Source organism: Emcibacteraceae bacterium (assembly GCA_041396985.1).
Taxonomy (GTDB): domain Bacteria; phylum Pseudomonadota; class Alphaproteobacteria; order Sphingomonadales; family Emcibacteraceae; genus Pseudemcibacter.
In genome coordinates this window covers 53747-69078 of record JAWKXO010000005.1, presented here as the reverse complement: position 1 = coordinate 69078, position 15332 = coordinate 53747, and the positions used below count along the sequence as shown (strand labels likewise).

Annotated in this window: 12 protein-coding genes; 8 read left to right on the top strand and 4 right to left on the bottom strand. The window is 45.6% G+C overall.

The features are described from left to right. Nucleotides 1–63 precede the first annotated feature (63 nt). A complete protein-coding gene (locus R3D86_13065) occupies nt 64–1659 on the top strand; it encodes a methyl-accepting chemotaxis protein (protein MEZ5759143.1) in 1596 nt (531 codons plus the stop codon). Nucleotides 1660–1704: 45 nt separating this feature from the next. On the opposite strand, the gene R3D86_13060 is transcribed toward R3D86_13065, so the two are convergent. Next, nucleotides 1705–4764, bottom strand: coding sequence for a hypothetical protein (locus R3D86_13060; protein ID MEZ5759142.1), 3060 nt, complete (start codon nt 4762–4764; stop codon nt 1705–1707). 183 nt (nt 4765–4947) lie between these two features. Between R3D86_13060 and R3D86_13055 the strand changes: the two genes are divergently transcribed. Continuing rightward, the gene (locus R3D86_13055; protein MEZ5759141.1) at nt 4948–8001 is read left to right on the top strand and encodes an aminotransferase class III-fold pyridoxal phosphate-dependent enzyme; all 3054 of its coding nucleotides are present in this window, start codon (nt 4948–4950) and stop codon (nt 7999–8001) included. Here the strand turns inward: R3D86_13055 and R3D86_13050 are convergent. Further along, nucleotides 7998–8567: an NAD(P)H-dependent oxidoreductase gene (locus R3D86_13050; GenBank protein MEZ5759140.1), complete on the bottom strand. Its 570-nt coding sequence runs from the start codon at nt 8565–8567 to the stop codon at nt 7998–8000. The genes R3D86_13055 and R3D86_13050 overlap by 4 nt on opposite strands. Nucleotides 8568–8692: 125 nt before the next feature. Next, entirely contained in the window at nt 8693–8899 is a 207-nt protein-coding gene (locus tag R3D86_13045) for a cold-shock protein (GenBank protein MEZ5759139.1), read from the bottom strand. 469 nt (nt 8900–9368) lie between these two features. Between R3D86_13045 and R3D86_13040 the strand changes: the two genes are divergently transcribed. Further along, nucleotides 9369–9638: a 4a-hydroxytetrahydrobiopterin dehydratase gene (locus R3D86_13040; GenBank protein ID MEZ5759138.1), complete on the top strand. Its 270-nt coding sequence runs from the start codon at nt 9369–9371 to the stop codon at nt 9636–9638. Here R3D86_13040 and R3D86_13035 read toward each other — a convergent pair. Next, complete coding sequence (locus tag R3D86_13035; protein MEZ5759137.1) at nt 9616–10887, bottom strand: PQQ-dependent sugar dehydrogenase; 1272 nt, start codon at nt 10885–10887, stop codon at nt 9616–9618. The two genes, R3D86_13040 and R3D86_13035, sit on opposite strands and share 23 nt — an antisense overlap. Nucleotides 10888–10992: 105 nt before the next feature. Between R3D86_13035 and R3D86_13030 the strand changes: the two genes are divergently transcribed. From R3D86_13030 to R3D86_13010, 5 genes are all read left to right on the top strand, one after another. Continuing rightward, entirely contained in the window at nt 10993–11988 is a 996-nt protein-coding gene (locus tag R3D86_13030; GenBank protein MEZ5759136.1) for an aldo/keto reductase, read from the top strand. Nucleotides 11989–12074: 86 nt separating this feature from the next. Further along, nucleotides 12075–12251: a hypothetical protein gene (locus R3D86_13025; protein ID MEZ5759135.1), complete on the top strand. Its 177-nt coding sequence runs from the start codon at nt 12075–12077 to the stop codon at nt 12249–12251. Nucleotides 12252–12275: 24 nt separating this feature from the next. Beyond that, complete coding sequence (locus tag R3D86_13020) at nt 12276–12746, top strand: rRNA adenine N-6-methyltransferase family protein (GenBank protein ID MEZ5759134.1); 471 nt, start codon at nt 12276–12278, stop codon at nt 12744–12746. 349 nt (nt 12747–13095) lie between these two features. Beyond that, nucleotides 13096–14469, top strand: a complete 1374-nt coding sequence (locus tag R3D86_13015; protein ID MEZ5759133.1) for a TolC family outer membrane protein — start codon at nt 13096–13098, stop codon at nt 14467–14469. Between the two features lie 226 nt (nt 14470–14695). After that, nucleotides 14696–15307 carry a DUF2497 domain-containing protein gene (locus tag R3D86_13010; protein ID MEZ5759132.1) on the top strand — a complete coding sequence of 204 codons (612 nt, stop codon included), beginning with the start codon at nt 14696–14698 and terminating at the stop codon, nt 15305–15307. Nucleotides 15308–15332 lie beyond the last annotated feature (25 nt).

Genomic DNA, 15332 nt, shown 5'->3' with positions numbered 1-15332 from the left:
AATAATAGGCAAAATCCTAATATACGAATATTCTGTTTTGCAAATATAACGAGGGTGATAAAAATGTTTTTTAATAATCGTAAGAAAGAAAATGATACACTTGCTTTGACCCCTAATACTGAGGTTAAGTCAGGTAAAGCACCGTCAACTGAATTCATGAGAGTCATTGAGGGCTTACCCCTTAATGTCATGCTTTGTGACCCGCAAACACTTGAAATTACCTATGCCAATTCTACAAGCATAGAAACGCTCAGAACTCTGGAAGAGTATCTGCCCATCAAGGCAGAGGACCTTGTAGGGTCCTGCATTGACATCTTTCATAAAAATCCCGCACATCAACGGGCATTGCTGGCAAATCCCGACAATCTGCCCCATAGTGCACGGATTAATGTGGGTCCCGAGATCCTTGATCTTCTGGTTAATCCCATTTTTGATGAAAGTCAGAATTATATCTATGCAGCACTGAGCTGGTCAATTATCACCGACAAAGTAAAAACCGAAGCGGCAACAGCACGCCTTACACAAATGATTGATAAAATGCCAATCAATGCGATGATGTGCGATCCGAAAACTTTTGTTATTACTTATGCCAACGAAACCTGCATCAATACCCTTCGCACATTGGAAAAATATTTACCGATAAAAGCGGATCAGCTGGTGGGAACCTGTATTGATGTGTTTCATAAAAATCCCGCACATCAGCAAAAAATCCTTAGCGATCCGAAAAATCTCCCCTGGAGTGCGCGTATTAATGTTGGCCCGGAAATTCTTGATCTGAATGTCAGTGCCATTATTGATGCAGACGGCAATTATCTTGCACCAATGGTCACCTGGTCCATTATCACTGCACAGGTCGGTGTTGAAAAAGCGGTTCAGGAAGCGGTTCAGTCTGTCCATACGGAAGCAAAGGAATTAAGTGATAATGCTTCAAAAATGCAGGAAAATTCAGAACATTGCATCCGACTATCAGGGGCAATATCCGCGGCAGCAGAGCAATCCTCGGTAAATTCCCAAACGGTGGCCGCTGCTACTGAAGAACTTTCGGCAAGTATTGATGAAATTTCAAAACAGGTGTCCCATGCCGCCACGATCAGTGCTGAAGCAGAAGCGAAGACGGAAGAATCCATTAAAACGGTTTCCGGTCTTGCTGAAGCATCAAGTAAAATCGGCAATGTGGTTAATCTGATCACCGATATTGCCGCACAGACAAATCTGCTGGCGCTCAATGCAACGATTGAATCTGCCCGTGCCGGGGAAGCCGGCAAGGGATTTGCTGTCGTCGCAGGGGAAGTTAAAAAACTTGCCGGTCAGACCGCAACTGCGACCATTGAAATTAAAGAGCAGGTGGATAATATCCAATCAGAAACCCAAAGTGTTGTCGAAGCCATTCAGTCAATTCAGGCAACAGTTATGCAGGTTAGTGAAATTTCAACGGCCATTGCCGGCGCTGTCGAAGAACAGGGCAATGCAACCCGTGAAATCAGCTCAAACGTTCATGAAGCGGCAAAAGGTGCTCAGGAAGTGTCCTCTTCAATCACTGATATCCTTACCGCTTCAACAGAAACCGGGGAAGCCGGAAAAGCCATCATGGCAGCTTCTGAACTTCTCGTGTCCCTTGCGGACAGCCTTAATCTTGAAGTTGGAAAAATGCTTAAATAAGCCAGTCACAATTTAAAAAGCGGGTTATTCATTAATCCGCTTTTTTTAAACGATCAGTGACCCCGATTGAGGCAATAGTGTATTCAGTCGGTTTAACCCGTCCTGGTAATTGGCAAGTTGTTTCTGTAAATATGGGGGCACCGGGCCATCGGTATTTCTCGCTGCATCCTTTTTAAGCTGCTCCGCAACCGGATCATAGGTGAGTGACCGATAAGCTGACTTGACAATACCGATAGCATAGTCAAGCTGTTGAGCCACATATCGGGCTTCCCGCTTATCAGCGACAGAAAAGCGGTCATCCAGCTTGAATGCAAACACCCCACCGATTTTTACCGAGTCATTTTCATCACCATTTGCATTCAGGTTGAAAAGCTCTTCCGTTGAAAGAACAAGGGTTGGTTCAAGCCCCAGTTTTTTAAGGGCATCCTGCTCACCGCGTCCGGCAATAATTTCGACCCGGCCGCCCGATTTTGTCGCAATTTTCAAACTGTTTCCGTAAGTGGTGAGGGGGGCAACTTCAAACTCTTCCGCTTCGGTAATCCCGTTTCTTTCATTCTGAATTTTTTTAAGCTTTTCCGCAATAACCGCTTTGGCATCAAATTCTTCCTGCTCGGCAACTCCATAATCGGTACTGCTGCCGGAACTGAAGGAGACCGATGCATTTAAATATCTGAAGGATGCCTGGTTAATCCTGTTGGCAAGGGTCCTGTAGGTATCACCCTGTTTAATTTCAATCTTTTTGGTGATCAGTCCATTGACCTTGATATAAAAATAATCTCCGGCACGGGCCGTTGTCTGGGTTTCAATAGTTCTTTTTTCATCTTCATCAAACTGCCCCATGGGAAGGCCCAGTTTACTCAGGACTGATGACCCCTGCGTGGCAAAGGCAATGCCGGTTGCTTCCCTGTTTTCTGTTGAATAACCAATTTGCTTGATCCAGTCGGTTGCCCCGCTGGTTCCGTCAATTTTTGTTGCAAAACTGTCAGTACCGCCCTGAAGTCCATTGCCATCAACATTTCCGTTTGTGGTGCCGGCAATATAAATCTTGCCATCCGAAACAGTAAGTGACCCATTTCTATCCGTGCCGCTGCTGCCAATAAATTTGGTCCAGTCGGCACTGGCACTGCCCCCCGCATCATCAATGGCAAGAACAAAATTATCAACCCCGCCTATGGGCGCGTCAATTTCAGTTCCCCCGCCCGTCAAACTGTTACTGCTGCTGCCGGATACATAAATCCGGCTTCCCTCAACGACAATTTTATCAACCTGGCCACCAACGCCCAGATCACCATAATCATAGGACCATAGGGACGTGGAAAGATCATTTTTATCCAGCTTCTGCAAAATGAAATGGCCATTTTCTTCAGTGCCGACAATGATATTGCCGTCTGCGGCAACAGCAATTGATTTTCCGTAATCACTGTCTGATGACCCGATTTCCACATAATCGGTTTTTTCTCCGTCCGCAGCGTCCAGTTTAAGAACATAGGCATTATCGCTGCCGACAGGAATGGTCGTCGAAAGCTCATAAGCATTCTTTTTTCCGGTCACATAAACATTGCCATCCGCATCAGTGGTGATGCCCGCGGCTCCGTCGGTTCCGTATTTATCATTTAAATACATCCATTGCTGTGTACCGACGCTGTTATATTTAATAACAAAACTGTCCTTTCCGGAAAAAAGATTACTGCTGAGGGCGAGGGGATCATTGCTTTTACCTTTTTCAAGCTTGTCGGCCTGACCAGCGATGATCACGTTATCGTTTGCATCAACGGTGATTGCGTAACTGCTGCCCTGTCCCTGGCTGCCAACAAGGCGGCTCCACAGCAGTTTGCCACTGGCATCATATTTATTCAGGAACGCGTCGCCGTCTTCCGATGTGTTTAAGTGGTTGGCAAAGCGCCCATCGGTTGAACCGATGGTATAATAATTTCCAGAACTGTCAGTCGCAATCGCCGTGGTGAGGGTTTCTGATGCCCTGTCAAGCGGATCAACCTTTGTGGTCAGGGATTTTTCCGGAAGCAGCAGAGCCTCACCGTCGGTGGCAAAAATCGACTTTTGATACTCCTGCGTTGCCTGTGCATCAGAAAGATTGGTCAGTTTGGTGACAAATGCCGTGGTCGGCACATCCGTATTTACTTCCTTGGTGGTCAGATCAATCCGGTTAACATTTCCGGTGATATAAAGTGCGGGTTCCGTATCAGGGGCGGAAAAGCTCAGTTCTTCACTGAACTCGGTTTTTATCCTGAGCGCAAATTTATTTTTTTCAACTTCCTCGGCAAAAAAGCGGGTATTATAAAGCGGGACTTCCTCACCATCATCATTGGTTGTTTTTATGCTCTGGATTTTTGCGTTAATCTGTGCGGTAAGGGCTTCAAGCGTACGGTCTTCAGCAACCGTGGGAATGGTAAAATTAAAATCCTGATTTACGTCAGTCGTGACCCCGGCAACGGTTTTTTTAGTGGTAATGGTAAGGGTAAAGGTTTCCCCGCCGGAAAGTTTTGAAAGCGGATCATCAATTTCCCCTTCATGGATAATTGGGCCGACAAAATCATATTCCTTTTTCCCAAGTCCTGCCTGTGCCGTTACACCATTTTTCTTTTCCCCGAAAAGAAGAGTAAGCTTATTAAAATCTTCGGTGCTGATAAAATCCTTCACCTGCGAAAGTCCAAGTTTGAACTGTTCTTCAAGGGCCGCCATTTTACTTTCTGAGGTTCTGGCATCCCCCGCATAGTCGGCAATGGTTTTTAAATCCCTAAGTGCGTTATAAAGGGTGAATAGTCCCTTGCTATCAACATCAAGGCTGGATTTGGATACTGAATTGGTCAGTTTATTGATAAATTCGTCTTTATTGGCGATTGCCGAATAATCCTTGGTCAGCAGTTTATAGAGAGCATTTGAGGAAAGATTTTCCCCAGCCCGCTCACTTTCAACAGCACTATCCTGATCCCAGGGTGTTAAGGCATTGTTGGTTTTGCTCAATGATACATTTGACTGAACCGATGGCAATGTCAGCAATGAATTTGTCTGTTGCCTTGCGCTGTAATAAGCGCCAAGCAGATCAGCACCGAAGCCAATTAACTGAAATGAATTTTCATCTGACATATTTTTTTCCTTTGTAACGCCTTATTATTTAAAGCAAATAACATGCCATTATGCGCCTCTCATCGGATTGATGATTTTTTCTCATAAATCAACGGATTATGGTGATAAAAACTGTCGCAAGAACTGCCTTTTGTAAATTTACAGGGCAATAAATGCCTGCTATGGTGTGCGCATCTGAAATAAATGCATAGTGAAAGCACAGAAATGGAAGTTTTTGAAAGCCGCCCACCGTCATATAGCCCTGATGAACTCGCAAAAATTGCGAACAAATATTTCGGCAAAACCGGCACTATAAAAACGCTGGTCAGTGAACGGGATCAAAATGCCCGACTGAGCACCGAGGATGGTGACTATGTGCTTAAAATTGCCAACCGTGCCGAGGATCCGGCCTTTCTTGAATTTCAGAATGCGGTGTTAAATCATATTGCCGACCTTGATCCATCCCTTGCCGTTCCAGCGGTTATAAAGGGGAAGGCAGGCGAGGAAATATTCAAACATGGTGAAAATTATGTCCGGTTGATTAGTTTTCTCAAAGGGGACATTTTCGGGGACAGTGAAAAAAGCCTGAGCCTTTATCAGAATCTGGGGCAGTTTATGGGCCGTTTCTCGAAAGCAATGCAGGGATTCGGTCATGTCAAAGCCCATCAGCCGGACTTTTTATGGAACCTTGATGCTGCGCTCAATGTCAGGGACTATGCCGACGAAATTGAAAATGAAGAAAACCGGGAGCTGATCAGAAGTTATTTTGAGCGCTATCAAAATCATGTGCTGCCCCGGCTTAAAAAAATGCGTTCCGCCGTTATTCATTCAGACGCCAATAATTATAACCTGGTGATCAAGGGCGACACTATCAGTGGACTGATTGATTTTGGCGACATGCTGTTTGCCAAACAGGTCAATGAACTGGCCATTACCCTTGGCTATGCCATGATGGATGTTGATGATTTCTTTGCGGTGACAAGGGCACTGATCAGCGGCTACGCACAGGAATTCAGGCTGACAGAAGACGAGCTTGAGGTGCTTTTTGATCTGGCCTCAATGCGGCTGGTGATGAGCGTCTGCATATCCACGCACCGGGCCAAAAAAGCAAGCAGCGAGGAACATAAGGACTATCTTCTGGTGACGCAGGCACCGGCGCTTCGCACCCTGAAACGGGTGAAACAGATCGGCCTGCCGTTTCTGTCTGCTTTTGCGAGGAAAGCCGGCGGTTACCGCGCCACAAGAAATTTTGATGCGATTGTTAACTCACTGGAAAATATAAGCGGACATAATATGTTCGATTTTGACCTTCAAAGCGAACCGCGTGTGCTTTTTGATAACCGGCAAGGCGCGGAAGGCACCGAATTTATTCAGAACGGTCAAAAGCATGCGAAATGGGTCAAAGACTTTCTTGACCAAAACAATGCCCGTTACGGGATTGGCAATTACGGTGAAAACAGGACATCATTCATTTTTGACAGCGGTTTTGACGGTGTGGGGAGTTCTGAACCGCGCACAACCCATCTTGCCATTGATATCTGGTTGCGGGCTCCAGAAAAAATATATGCGCCGCTTGACGGTAAAGTCATCAGCATTGCCAGCAATGATCTTCCTTTTGATTATGGCACCGTGCTTATTTTAAGTCATAAAATCGGCGACGGACCGGAATTTTACACACTTTATGGTCATTTGAACCGCCAAAGCACCAGCCAATTAAAGCCGGGGGATATGGTTAAGGCCGGGGATTATATCGCCACATTGGGTGAAATTCATGAAAATGGCGGCTGGACACCGCATCTGCATTTTCAGCTGATTTCCGACCTGCTTGATATTGAGGACGGAAATTATCCCGGCATCTGTTCACCCGCCGTCTGGGACGTCTGGCAGGAAATCTGTCCTGATCCCAATCTGATTTTAGGATTTATACCCGAAAGCTTTGAAAAACCGGACCTAAGCGTTGAGGGCATGATGGAAGCCCGCCGTAAGGTGCTGGCCCCGTCCTTGAGCGTTGCCTATAAAAAGCATCTGCATATTGTCCGCGGTAAGGGGGCCTATCTTTATGATGCTTCAGGCAGGGCGTTTCTTGACTGCGTTAATAATATTACCCATGTCGGCCACTGTAACCCCCATGTAGTGAGTGCCCTGTGTGAGCAGGCGACAAAACTTAATACCAATTCACGTTATCTTTATGACGGGATCAATAAGCTTGCTGCACGGGTGATCAACACCATGCCGGACCCGCTTTCAGTGATGTTTTTTACCAATTCCGGCTCGGAAGCCAATGAACTGGCGCTTCGGCTGGCCCGTCATTATACCGGGCGCAAAACAACTGTGGTTGTTGACTGGGGTTATCACGGCAACACCAATGCCACCGTTGAAATCAGTCCCTATAAATTTAACCGCAAGGGCGGAACCGGTCGCCCGGATAATACCCGCATTGCCGAATTTCCGGACCCGTATCAGGGACGGTTCAATGATTATTCGGACAAAAGCGGCAAGGCTTACGCCGCTGATATTGATGTTCAGATTGCAGATCTGGTCGAAAATACCGGGCAGGGACCGGCCGCCTTTATCGCTGAAAGCATTGCCGGTGTCGGCGGACAGGTGGTCTATCCTGATGGCTATTTAAAAGCGGCTTATGCCAAAATCCGCGCCGCTGGCGGCCTTTGCATTGCTGACGAAGTCCAAACCGGCTTTGGCAGGGTCGGCAAACATATGTGGGCGTTCGAGCTTCAGGGGGTCGTTCCCGATATTGTCACATTTGGAAAACCGTTTGGTAATGGCCATCCCATGGCCGGTGTTGTCACCACCCGGGAAATTGCCGATAAATTTGCAAACGGCATGGAATATTTCAACAGCTTTGGCGGCAACCCTGTTTCCTGTGCCATTGGTATGGCCGTACTTGACGTGGTTGAGGGGGAAGGGCTGATGGAAAAAGCCATTGAAACAGGAAACCATATAATGGATGGCATGCGTGATATGATGGACCGTTACCCGCTCATTGGACATGTTCGTGGCTGCGGTATGTTTTTTGGGGCCGAGCTGGTAAAGGACAGGGACACAAAGGAACGCGCACCGGCCGAAGCATCCGCCATTGTTCAGTATTTGCGTGAAGACGGGGTTCTGTTTTCAACCGACGGCCCCTATGACAATGTGCTGAAAGGAAAACCGCCAATGGTGTTCGGCATGCGCGAAGCAGACATTTTCCTTTCCAAGCTGGAAAAAGCTTTTATCCGCTTAAATAAAGAAGGATTTTAAGATTTTAACGCTGTAGCCGTTCTGATCAGCTGGTCAAGGCTGGCCGTGATCATTATCCGCTGGCGTTCATCGGCAAAATTGCCATTTTCATCAACGGCACTGGCCGCATTGCCAACAGCAACCTGGGTTGGCACTACATGAACGCCGAGTTTGCTAAGTAACGTATTAAAATATGGAAGTGCACGAATACCCCCCATTGCGCCAGGAGATGATCCGGCTATCGCCGCAACTTTATCCATATAAGGATTGCCGATATTCCGGGGATCAGGCCGTGACATCCAGTCAATGACATTTTTAAGCAGCGGCGGAAAGAAACTGTTATATTCAGGCGTTACAATAAAATAGCCGTCGCTGTTCGCAAAAATTTCTTTCAACCTGGCGGCATTTTCCGGCATGCCCTCATTTGCTTCGAGGTCCCCGTCATAAATGGGCATCGAAAAATCACGAAGGTCGATAAAGATCGCCTCTGCGCCTTTTTCAAGGGCGATTTTATGGGCCGCTCTGGCAACTTTTTTTGATAATGAAGCGTTACGGGCGCTGCCCGCCATGAAAAGTAGTTTGACCATTTAATACCCTTTGCCCTGATCACCAATAATTATTATTAAATAGGGACAAATGAAAACATGTCAAGCAACAGGTAAAAGCCGTCATTTGACGACTCTTACCGTTGAAAAATTTAGATGATTTTTTACTAGTCTACGAGTTTGAGTTCGTCAGCCGCTTCTTTACCACGACTTTCAACGATTTCGTAGCTAACTTTTTGTCCGTCGTTCAATCTGTCAATGCCTGCGCGCTCAACAGCAGAGATATGTACGAACACGTCTTTTCCGCCTTCGTCTGGTGCAATAAAACCGTATCCCTTATTTGGGTTAAACCATTTAACGGTGCCTGTAGCCATTTCTTATACTTCCTCAATATATTGTTATTTAATCCACTAAAAAAATTTTTGCGGAAAAGACTTTAATCTTGCTTATAATGAAGAAAAGATTACTTTAAGAACGCCAGCCTGTTATTTTTCGGTCAAACAAACCTGTTTATACCGGCAATTATTTAAAGAATACCCCCTCAAAAAGGTACAATAACTTAAAATCAAAAATACCGTATAACCGTTTTTTATAAAAAGCAATGCTTTATTTATGGGCCTTTAAACTATTTTTCTAATCATTTCCTTGAATTTTAGAGCGGAAGTTTTGTTATAGTTTTAATTTTCTACGTCACAAAACAGTGTTTCATTATCCTTGGCAAGTGAATAGAATGGGTTTGATTCTGAAAAACTGTCAAGATATTCACTCTGTTGGAACTGTTAAATATTCGGCTTTTTCAGTCGAAATACGAAAAGGGCTTAATGCATTAACATGTATAAAAAAATGACTATAGACGACATTCTAAGCGAACTGGACGGCTGGAAAGCGGTGCCGGGCCGGGAAGCGATCACCAAGAAATTCACCTTCAAAAATTTTGATCAGGCCTTCGCCGCCATGACAAAAATCGCTAAAAAAGCAGAAGAAATGGATCACCACCCTGAATGGTTCAATGTTTATAACCGGCTTGAAGTGACGCTGGCCACCCATGATGCAAACGGGGTGACCAGCTATGATCTTGAACTGGCAAAATTTATTGACGCGGTGTCAGTTTAATAAGCTGCCCGTTTTCCGCACTGTCGGTCACAATATAAAGTGCGCCGTCATAGCCCTGCTTCACTGTACGAAGCCGCTGACCAAAATGCTCTATCAGTCGTTCTTCCGCCACAACATTATTACCCCCCAGCACAAGCCTTGTAAGCTGGCGGCCTTTAAGCGAGGTGGCAAATAAATTACCTTTCCATTTCGGGAAAAGGTCACCCTTATAAAACAGCATGGAAGAGGGGGCAATATTCGGGTTCCAGAAATAGATCGGCTGCTCGTACCCTTCCTTGGCGCTTAAACCTTCCCCAATCACTTTTCCTTCATCACCATATTCACGGCCATATGTAATGATCGGCCAGCCGTAATTTGCGCCCGCTTTCATAATATTAATCTCATCCCCGCCCTGCGGACCATGTTCAATTTCCCAGACAACACCCGTTTCAGGGTTCAGATCCGTCCCTGAAGGATCGCGAAAGCCCATAGCATAAATCGCATCTGGCACGTTGTCATTGCCGACAAAAGGGTTATCGCCAGGAATACTGCCATCCTTATTGATCCGGATCATTTTACTGCCCAATGTTTTCGGGTTCTGCGGGTCACTGTCACTGCCCCAGGTGGTAATCCAGAGCTTGCCATCGGCCCCGAAAGTCATACGGCGGCCACCCACTTCGAAAATATTTTCAAAATTTTCGATTTTTGTTTCATCGTCTGAAAGACGGCCACGGCCGATAAAGCGGCGGTCAAAGGGATGCTCTTTTTTATAAGCTTCATCCTTTACCTTCCACTCGTCATGAAGGGCCGTTGTTGCCTTATAGGCATCGCCCCATTCCTTGGTTGGGCCATGGATGCCATTTCCTGCCTCTCCATCCGGCGGACCAAAATAACTGAAATATACCATTCTGTTATTTTTAAAGTCCGGATCCAGCAGCACATCCATCAATCCCATATACCAGTAGCCGCGAATAGGGGGCAGGCCACTGACCATTTTCATGGAACTGCCGTCCGGGGCAACCACACTGAGACGTCCCGTCATTTCCGTCATAAGAATATTGCCGCTTGGCAGCGGTGCAATCCCCCACGGCAGATAAAGCCCGTCTTTAAGGACCGTTAGTTCCACTGGTGCGCTCTGGTCGGCGATGGATGCCCGGGTCTGCCCAGGGTAAGCCGGTGCCGGTGGTTCCAGACCGGGAAAAACATGCTGCGCATTTGCGAGGCTAGACGCCCCGGAAAAAAATAAAATCAGAAATAATTTCAGTTTCATGATTGCCCCTTAAAAAATATTTCATTTTATATAAAACTCTAACGCGCTATATAGTGATTGGCAAGTCACGGCTTTGTGATCACAAAGAATAAGAAAGAGGATATTATGAATTATAAAAGAATGGGTCTAAGCGGGATAAAAGTATCATCACTTTGTCTTGGCACCATGACGTTTGGTGCGGGCGCCGACAAGGGGGAATCGGCAAAAATTTACCATGCTGCCCGTGACAAGGGGATTAATTTTTTTGACTGTGCCAATCTTTATGCCGGTGGGGCATCGGAAGAAATTTTGGGGGATTTCATCCACGCCCACCGTGAGGAAGTTGTCATTTCATCAAAAGCCTATTTCCCGGTCAATTCATATGCCGGCGGTGCCAGTGAAATCTGGGGACGGGGCCTTAACCGCACTCATGTGACCCGCGCTGTGGAAGACAGCCTGAAACGACTTAAAACAGATTATATTGATATTTATTATATGCATCATTTTGATGATGACTGCACGCTTGAGGAAAGTCTTTCGGTTTATAATGACCTGGTCCATCAGGGCAAAATAAACTATATCGGCTTGAGCAATTTTGCCGCTTGGCAATATATGAAAGCGGTTGGCATTGCCCGAGCACATAATTATGCGCCGATCGCCTGTATCCAACCGATGTATAATCTGCTGAAACGGCAATGCGAAAGCGAAATTCTGCCTATGGCCAAAAGTGAAGGGCTCGGTGTTTTTTCCTATAGTCCGCTGGCGGGCGGTGTGCTGAGCGGTAAATATTTAAAGGATGATGAGAATAGCCGGGAAGGACGCTTAAACAAAATGGACATGTATAAGGAACGCTATAAGGCCGACAGGAATAAGGAAATTGCCAGAAATTTTGTCAATCTTGCCGCGTCCAGAAACATGAACCCAATAAGCCTTGCCGTTGCCTGGGTTGGCGGGCATGAGGCCATTACCGCCCCGATCATCGGCGGACGCAGTGTTGAACAGTTAAAACCATCGCTTGATGCGGTGGATATTGAAATGACACCGGACCTCAGAGCGGAAATTTCCAGCCTTGCCGTTGCGCCAGAGCCGGCAACTGACCGTTCGGAAGAAAAGGCAAAATAAAAATTAGTCCCCGGAATGTTCGACGCTGTTGAAATGGCCGGACATTCGTATTATAAAGTGGCAGGTAAAAATACAGGAACTCTTTAATGAATATAACATACCATGAAAGCGGTGAAGATTCCGCACGCAGGCATATGATTGATGGCCAACTTCTTCCCAATGAAGTGACTGACGAAAATGTTGTTGATGCCATTGAAAAAGTTAAGCGCGAAGCTTTGTGCCGGAAGAGCGAAAAGGTGTTGCCTATATCGATAAAAGCATAAAAGTGGCTGAAAGGTCGTTACCTTATGGAGCCGCTTACATTTGCCAAACTTTTAAATGCTGCTGAAATCAGACCCGATGAACTGGTTCTTGATATCGCTCCTGCAACCGGTTATTCATCGGCCGTATTCAGTAAGCTTGTTGAAACAGTCGTAGCGATTGAGGAAAATGAAGCCCTTGCCGAAATTGCCACAAGAAATCTTGCCGAGCAGGAATGTGATAATGTGGCCCTTTTAACAGCCGCCCATGCCAAGGGTCTGAAAAAACAGGGGCCTTATGACCTTATATTCATTGGTGGAATGGTGGACGAAGTTCCCCAGGCGCTTCTTGAGCAACTTAAAGAAGACGGCAGAATATTATGTGTGATTAATGATGAGGGTATTGGGCGCGCCGCATTGGTGACATATAAAAATAAAGTAAAAGGTGTCAGAATTTTGTTTGATACGTCTGCACCAAAGCTTAAAGGATTTGAAAAGACGAAGAAGTTTGAATTTTAGAACTATTTGATTTTAAGATGAATTGTCAAAATGGTGTTTTGTTCGAAATCGAACAGTTGACTTTGTCCACAATCGGACACAAATCTCTCAACTGTTTGAAATATAATAGTTTTATTCTTGGCATGTTATTTGCTCTCAAATAGATCAGAGAAAAAAAAGTTTCTTAATGTAGAGAAATATTCTGATCCAACTATCAGTTTGTTTTTAAATTTGCCACAAGACGGGTTAAGCAATAACTTAATGTTGACAGTGGTAACATTTTAAGGCAAATTCTCAAAAATTAAGAAATTGTAAGGCTTTTTCCTCTATATAACTTAAAAAAAGACACAAAGAAAACAAGGTATTAGATATGACGAAAAGAATAAAAAGACCTGTTCTTGGTACTGCATTGATTCTTGCAGGGTTAATGGGATCGACTATTCTGGCACACGCAGATAATTTAACAGATGCTCTCACGACAGCCTATATCAACAACCCGACGCTACAGGCAGCGCGGGCCGGTCAAAGGGTAAATGATGAAACCGTCAATCAGGCAACTGCTGGATGGCGCCCGACAATTCAGGCAACGGGATCAATAGCCCGTACGGACAGCAGAAGAACCGGTGTATCATTCCTGCCGTCACAACAGATTACAAAACCTAAATCATTGGGTGTTTCCCTAGAGCAACCGGTTTTCAGAAGTTTTCAGACAGTCAACGGCACAAAAGAGGCCAGAAAACAGGTAGAGGCAGGACGTGCCCAGCTGATGAATACTGAACAACAGATTTTCCTGGATACTGTATCGGCCTATTCGAATGTGATCAGGGACGAATCCTTTCTTGAATTTACAACGAATAACGTCATTGCCCTGCAAAGACAGCTGAAAGCCAGTGAAGACCGCTTTGAAGTGGGTGAGATTACCCGCACAGACGTTGCCCAAAGTAAAGCCCGTCTTTCTCGGGCCCAGTCAGAAAAAATCAATGCGGAAGCCATTTTGACCGCCAGTCGTGCCGCTTACCGCCGGGTTGTCGGCAATGAGCCGGGCACATTGGAAAAGGAAATTGAACTTCCGACACTACCGGCTTCTGAAGAGGCCGCATATGACCTGGCATCACAACATCATCCGGCAATTGTGGCTGCCAAAGCATCGGAAGCGGCCGCCGAATATGCTGTTAAAAAGCAATATGGCGGACTTGGCCCGTCTGTCACTGTCGGCGCCAGCTATTCAAAAAGCTGGGATGGGTTCTTTGCCGGTGATACCAATACAGCAAAAACCATCCAGGCCAATTTGAGACTTCCTATTTATCAGGCCGGTGTTCAGGCGTCTGTTGTAAGACAGGCAAAACAACGTCGGAACCAGTATCGCATGGAAGCGATTGCAGCAGAACGCCAGATACAGGAACTGGTCAGAAATGCGTGGGAAAGCTATCGTGAAGCCAGTGCCCGTATAACTTCAACCCTGTCACAGCTAGAAGCCAACGAAATTGCCCTTGAAGGCGTTCGTCAGGAAGCTGATGTGGGATCACGGACCATTCTTGATGTTCTGGATGCTGAGCAGGAGCTGCTCGACGCACGGGTAAACAATGCCCGGGCCGTTCGCGACAGAACTGTTGCCGCCTTTAATCTGCTTGCAACAATTGGTCAGCTGAATGCGAAAGATCTTGGCCTTAACGTTGATATTTATGATGCAGAAGGCAAAAGCGAAGACACAGAATGGAAAATTTATGGATTTGGTGCCGAATAAGGTAAATTAATTCTAAAAATTATCCAAAATGTTTAATTTTTGTTAAATATTACGGCGCTATAGTTTGATAGCGCCGTTTTATTTTTGAGGATAATGTTAAAAAACATTGATAATCTTCTGAAATTAAATAAAAATGTTATGGTTAACAAATATGGTTAAATCTTTTATAAAGAATATCTTCATTTAGCCATAAGAATTTTAGATATTAAAACTGGAACGAAAAAGAATGAGCCAACCGGGAAAAGAAGAAGAACCAAGCATGGAGGAAATCCTTGCGTCTATTCGTCGCATTATTTCGGAAGATGATGACGCTGCCCCGGAAAATGATGAAGCCGTGAAAGAGGAAACTCCGGAAGTAAAGTTGGAAGCTGAGCCAGAGCCACAGGAAGAGGAAGTTCTGGAACTTACTGAAAATGATCTTGAGGAAGCTTCACAGGACGATATCGACAGCATGTTTGACAGTGTTGAAGATAAAGAAGATGAACTGGTTATGGAAGACAAGGCAGAAGCCTTTGAAGAGCAGGAAGAAGATGATGAACCTGCGCCTGAACCTGCATCTTCCCATTCGGACGATTTTGATATTGATGATGTTGATCCGGCTGAAGGAAAAGATGTCCTGATGTCAGAAGAGGTTTCATCGGAAATCCAGGGCAGATTTGATGCGCTTTCCGCGCTGCTGACCAGTGGTTATCAGGGCTCAGGCAATACGCTTGAGGACCTTGTCCGTGAACTGCTTCGTCCAATGCTTAAAAAATGGCTGGAGGAAAATCTTCCGCCCCTCGCAGAACGGATGGTTGCCAAGGAAATAGCACGGCTTGCCAGGACAAAAAAACCGTAATTTATTGAAGACATTCTGTAAAAGA

Coding starts and splice junctions, on each gene's coding strand:
- R3D86_13065 (MEZ5759143.1), top strand. CDS start 64: ATGTTTTTTAATAATCGTAAGAAAGAAAATGATACACTTGCTTTGACC.
- R3D86_13060 (MEZ5759142.1), bottom strand. CDS start 4,764: ATGTCAGATGAAAATTCATTTCAGTTAATTGGCTTCGGTGCTGATCTG.
- R3D86_13055 (MEZ5759141.1), top strand. CDS start 4,948: ATGCATAGTGAAAGCACAGAAATGGAAGTTTTTGAAAGCCGCCCACCG.
- R3D86_13050 (MEZ5759140.1), bottom strand. CDS start 8,567: ATGGTCAAACTACTTTTCATGGCGGGCAGCGCCCGTAACGCTTCATTA.
- R3D86_13045 (MEZ5759139.1), bottom strand. CDS start 8,899: ATGGCTACAGGCACCGTTAAATGGTTTAACCCAAATAAGGGATACGGT.
- R3D86_13040 (MEZ5759138.1), top strand. CDS start 9,369: ATGACTATAGACGACATTCTAAGCGAACTGGACGGCTGGAAAGCGGTG.
- R3D86_13035 (MEZ5759137.1), bottom strand. CDS start 10,887: ATGAAACTGAAATTATTTCTGATTTTATTTTTTTCCGGGGCGTCTAGC.
- R3D86_13030 (MEZ5759136.1), top strand. CDS start 10,993: ATGAATTATAAAAGAATGGGTCTAAGCGGGATAAAAGTATCATCACTT.
- R3D86_13025 (MEZ5759135.1), top strand. CDS start 12,075: ATGAATATAACATACCATGAAAGCGGTGAAGATTCCGCACGCAGGCAT.
- R3D86_13020 (MEZ5759134.1), top strand. CDS start 12,276: ATGGAGCCGCTTACATTTGCCAAACTTTTAAATGCTGCTGAAATCAGA.
- R3D86_13015 (MEZ5759133.1), top strand. CDS start 13,096: ATGACGAAAAGAATAAAAAGACCTGTTCTTGGTACTGCATTGATTCTT.
- R3D86_13010 (MEZ5759132.1), top strand. CDS start 14,696: ATGAGCCAACCGGGAAAAGAAGAAGAACCAAGCATGGAGGAAATCCTT.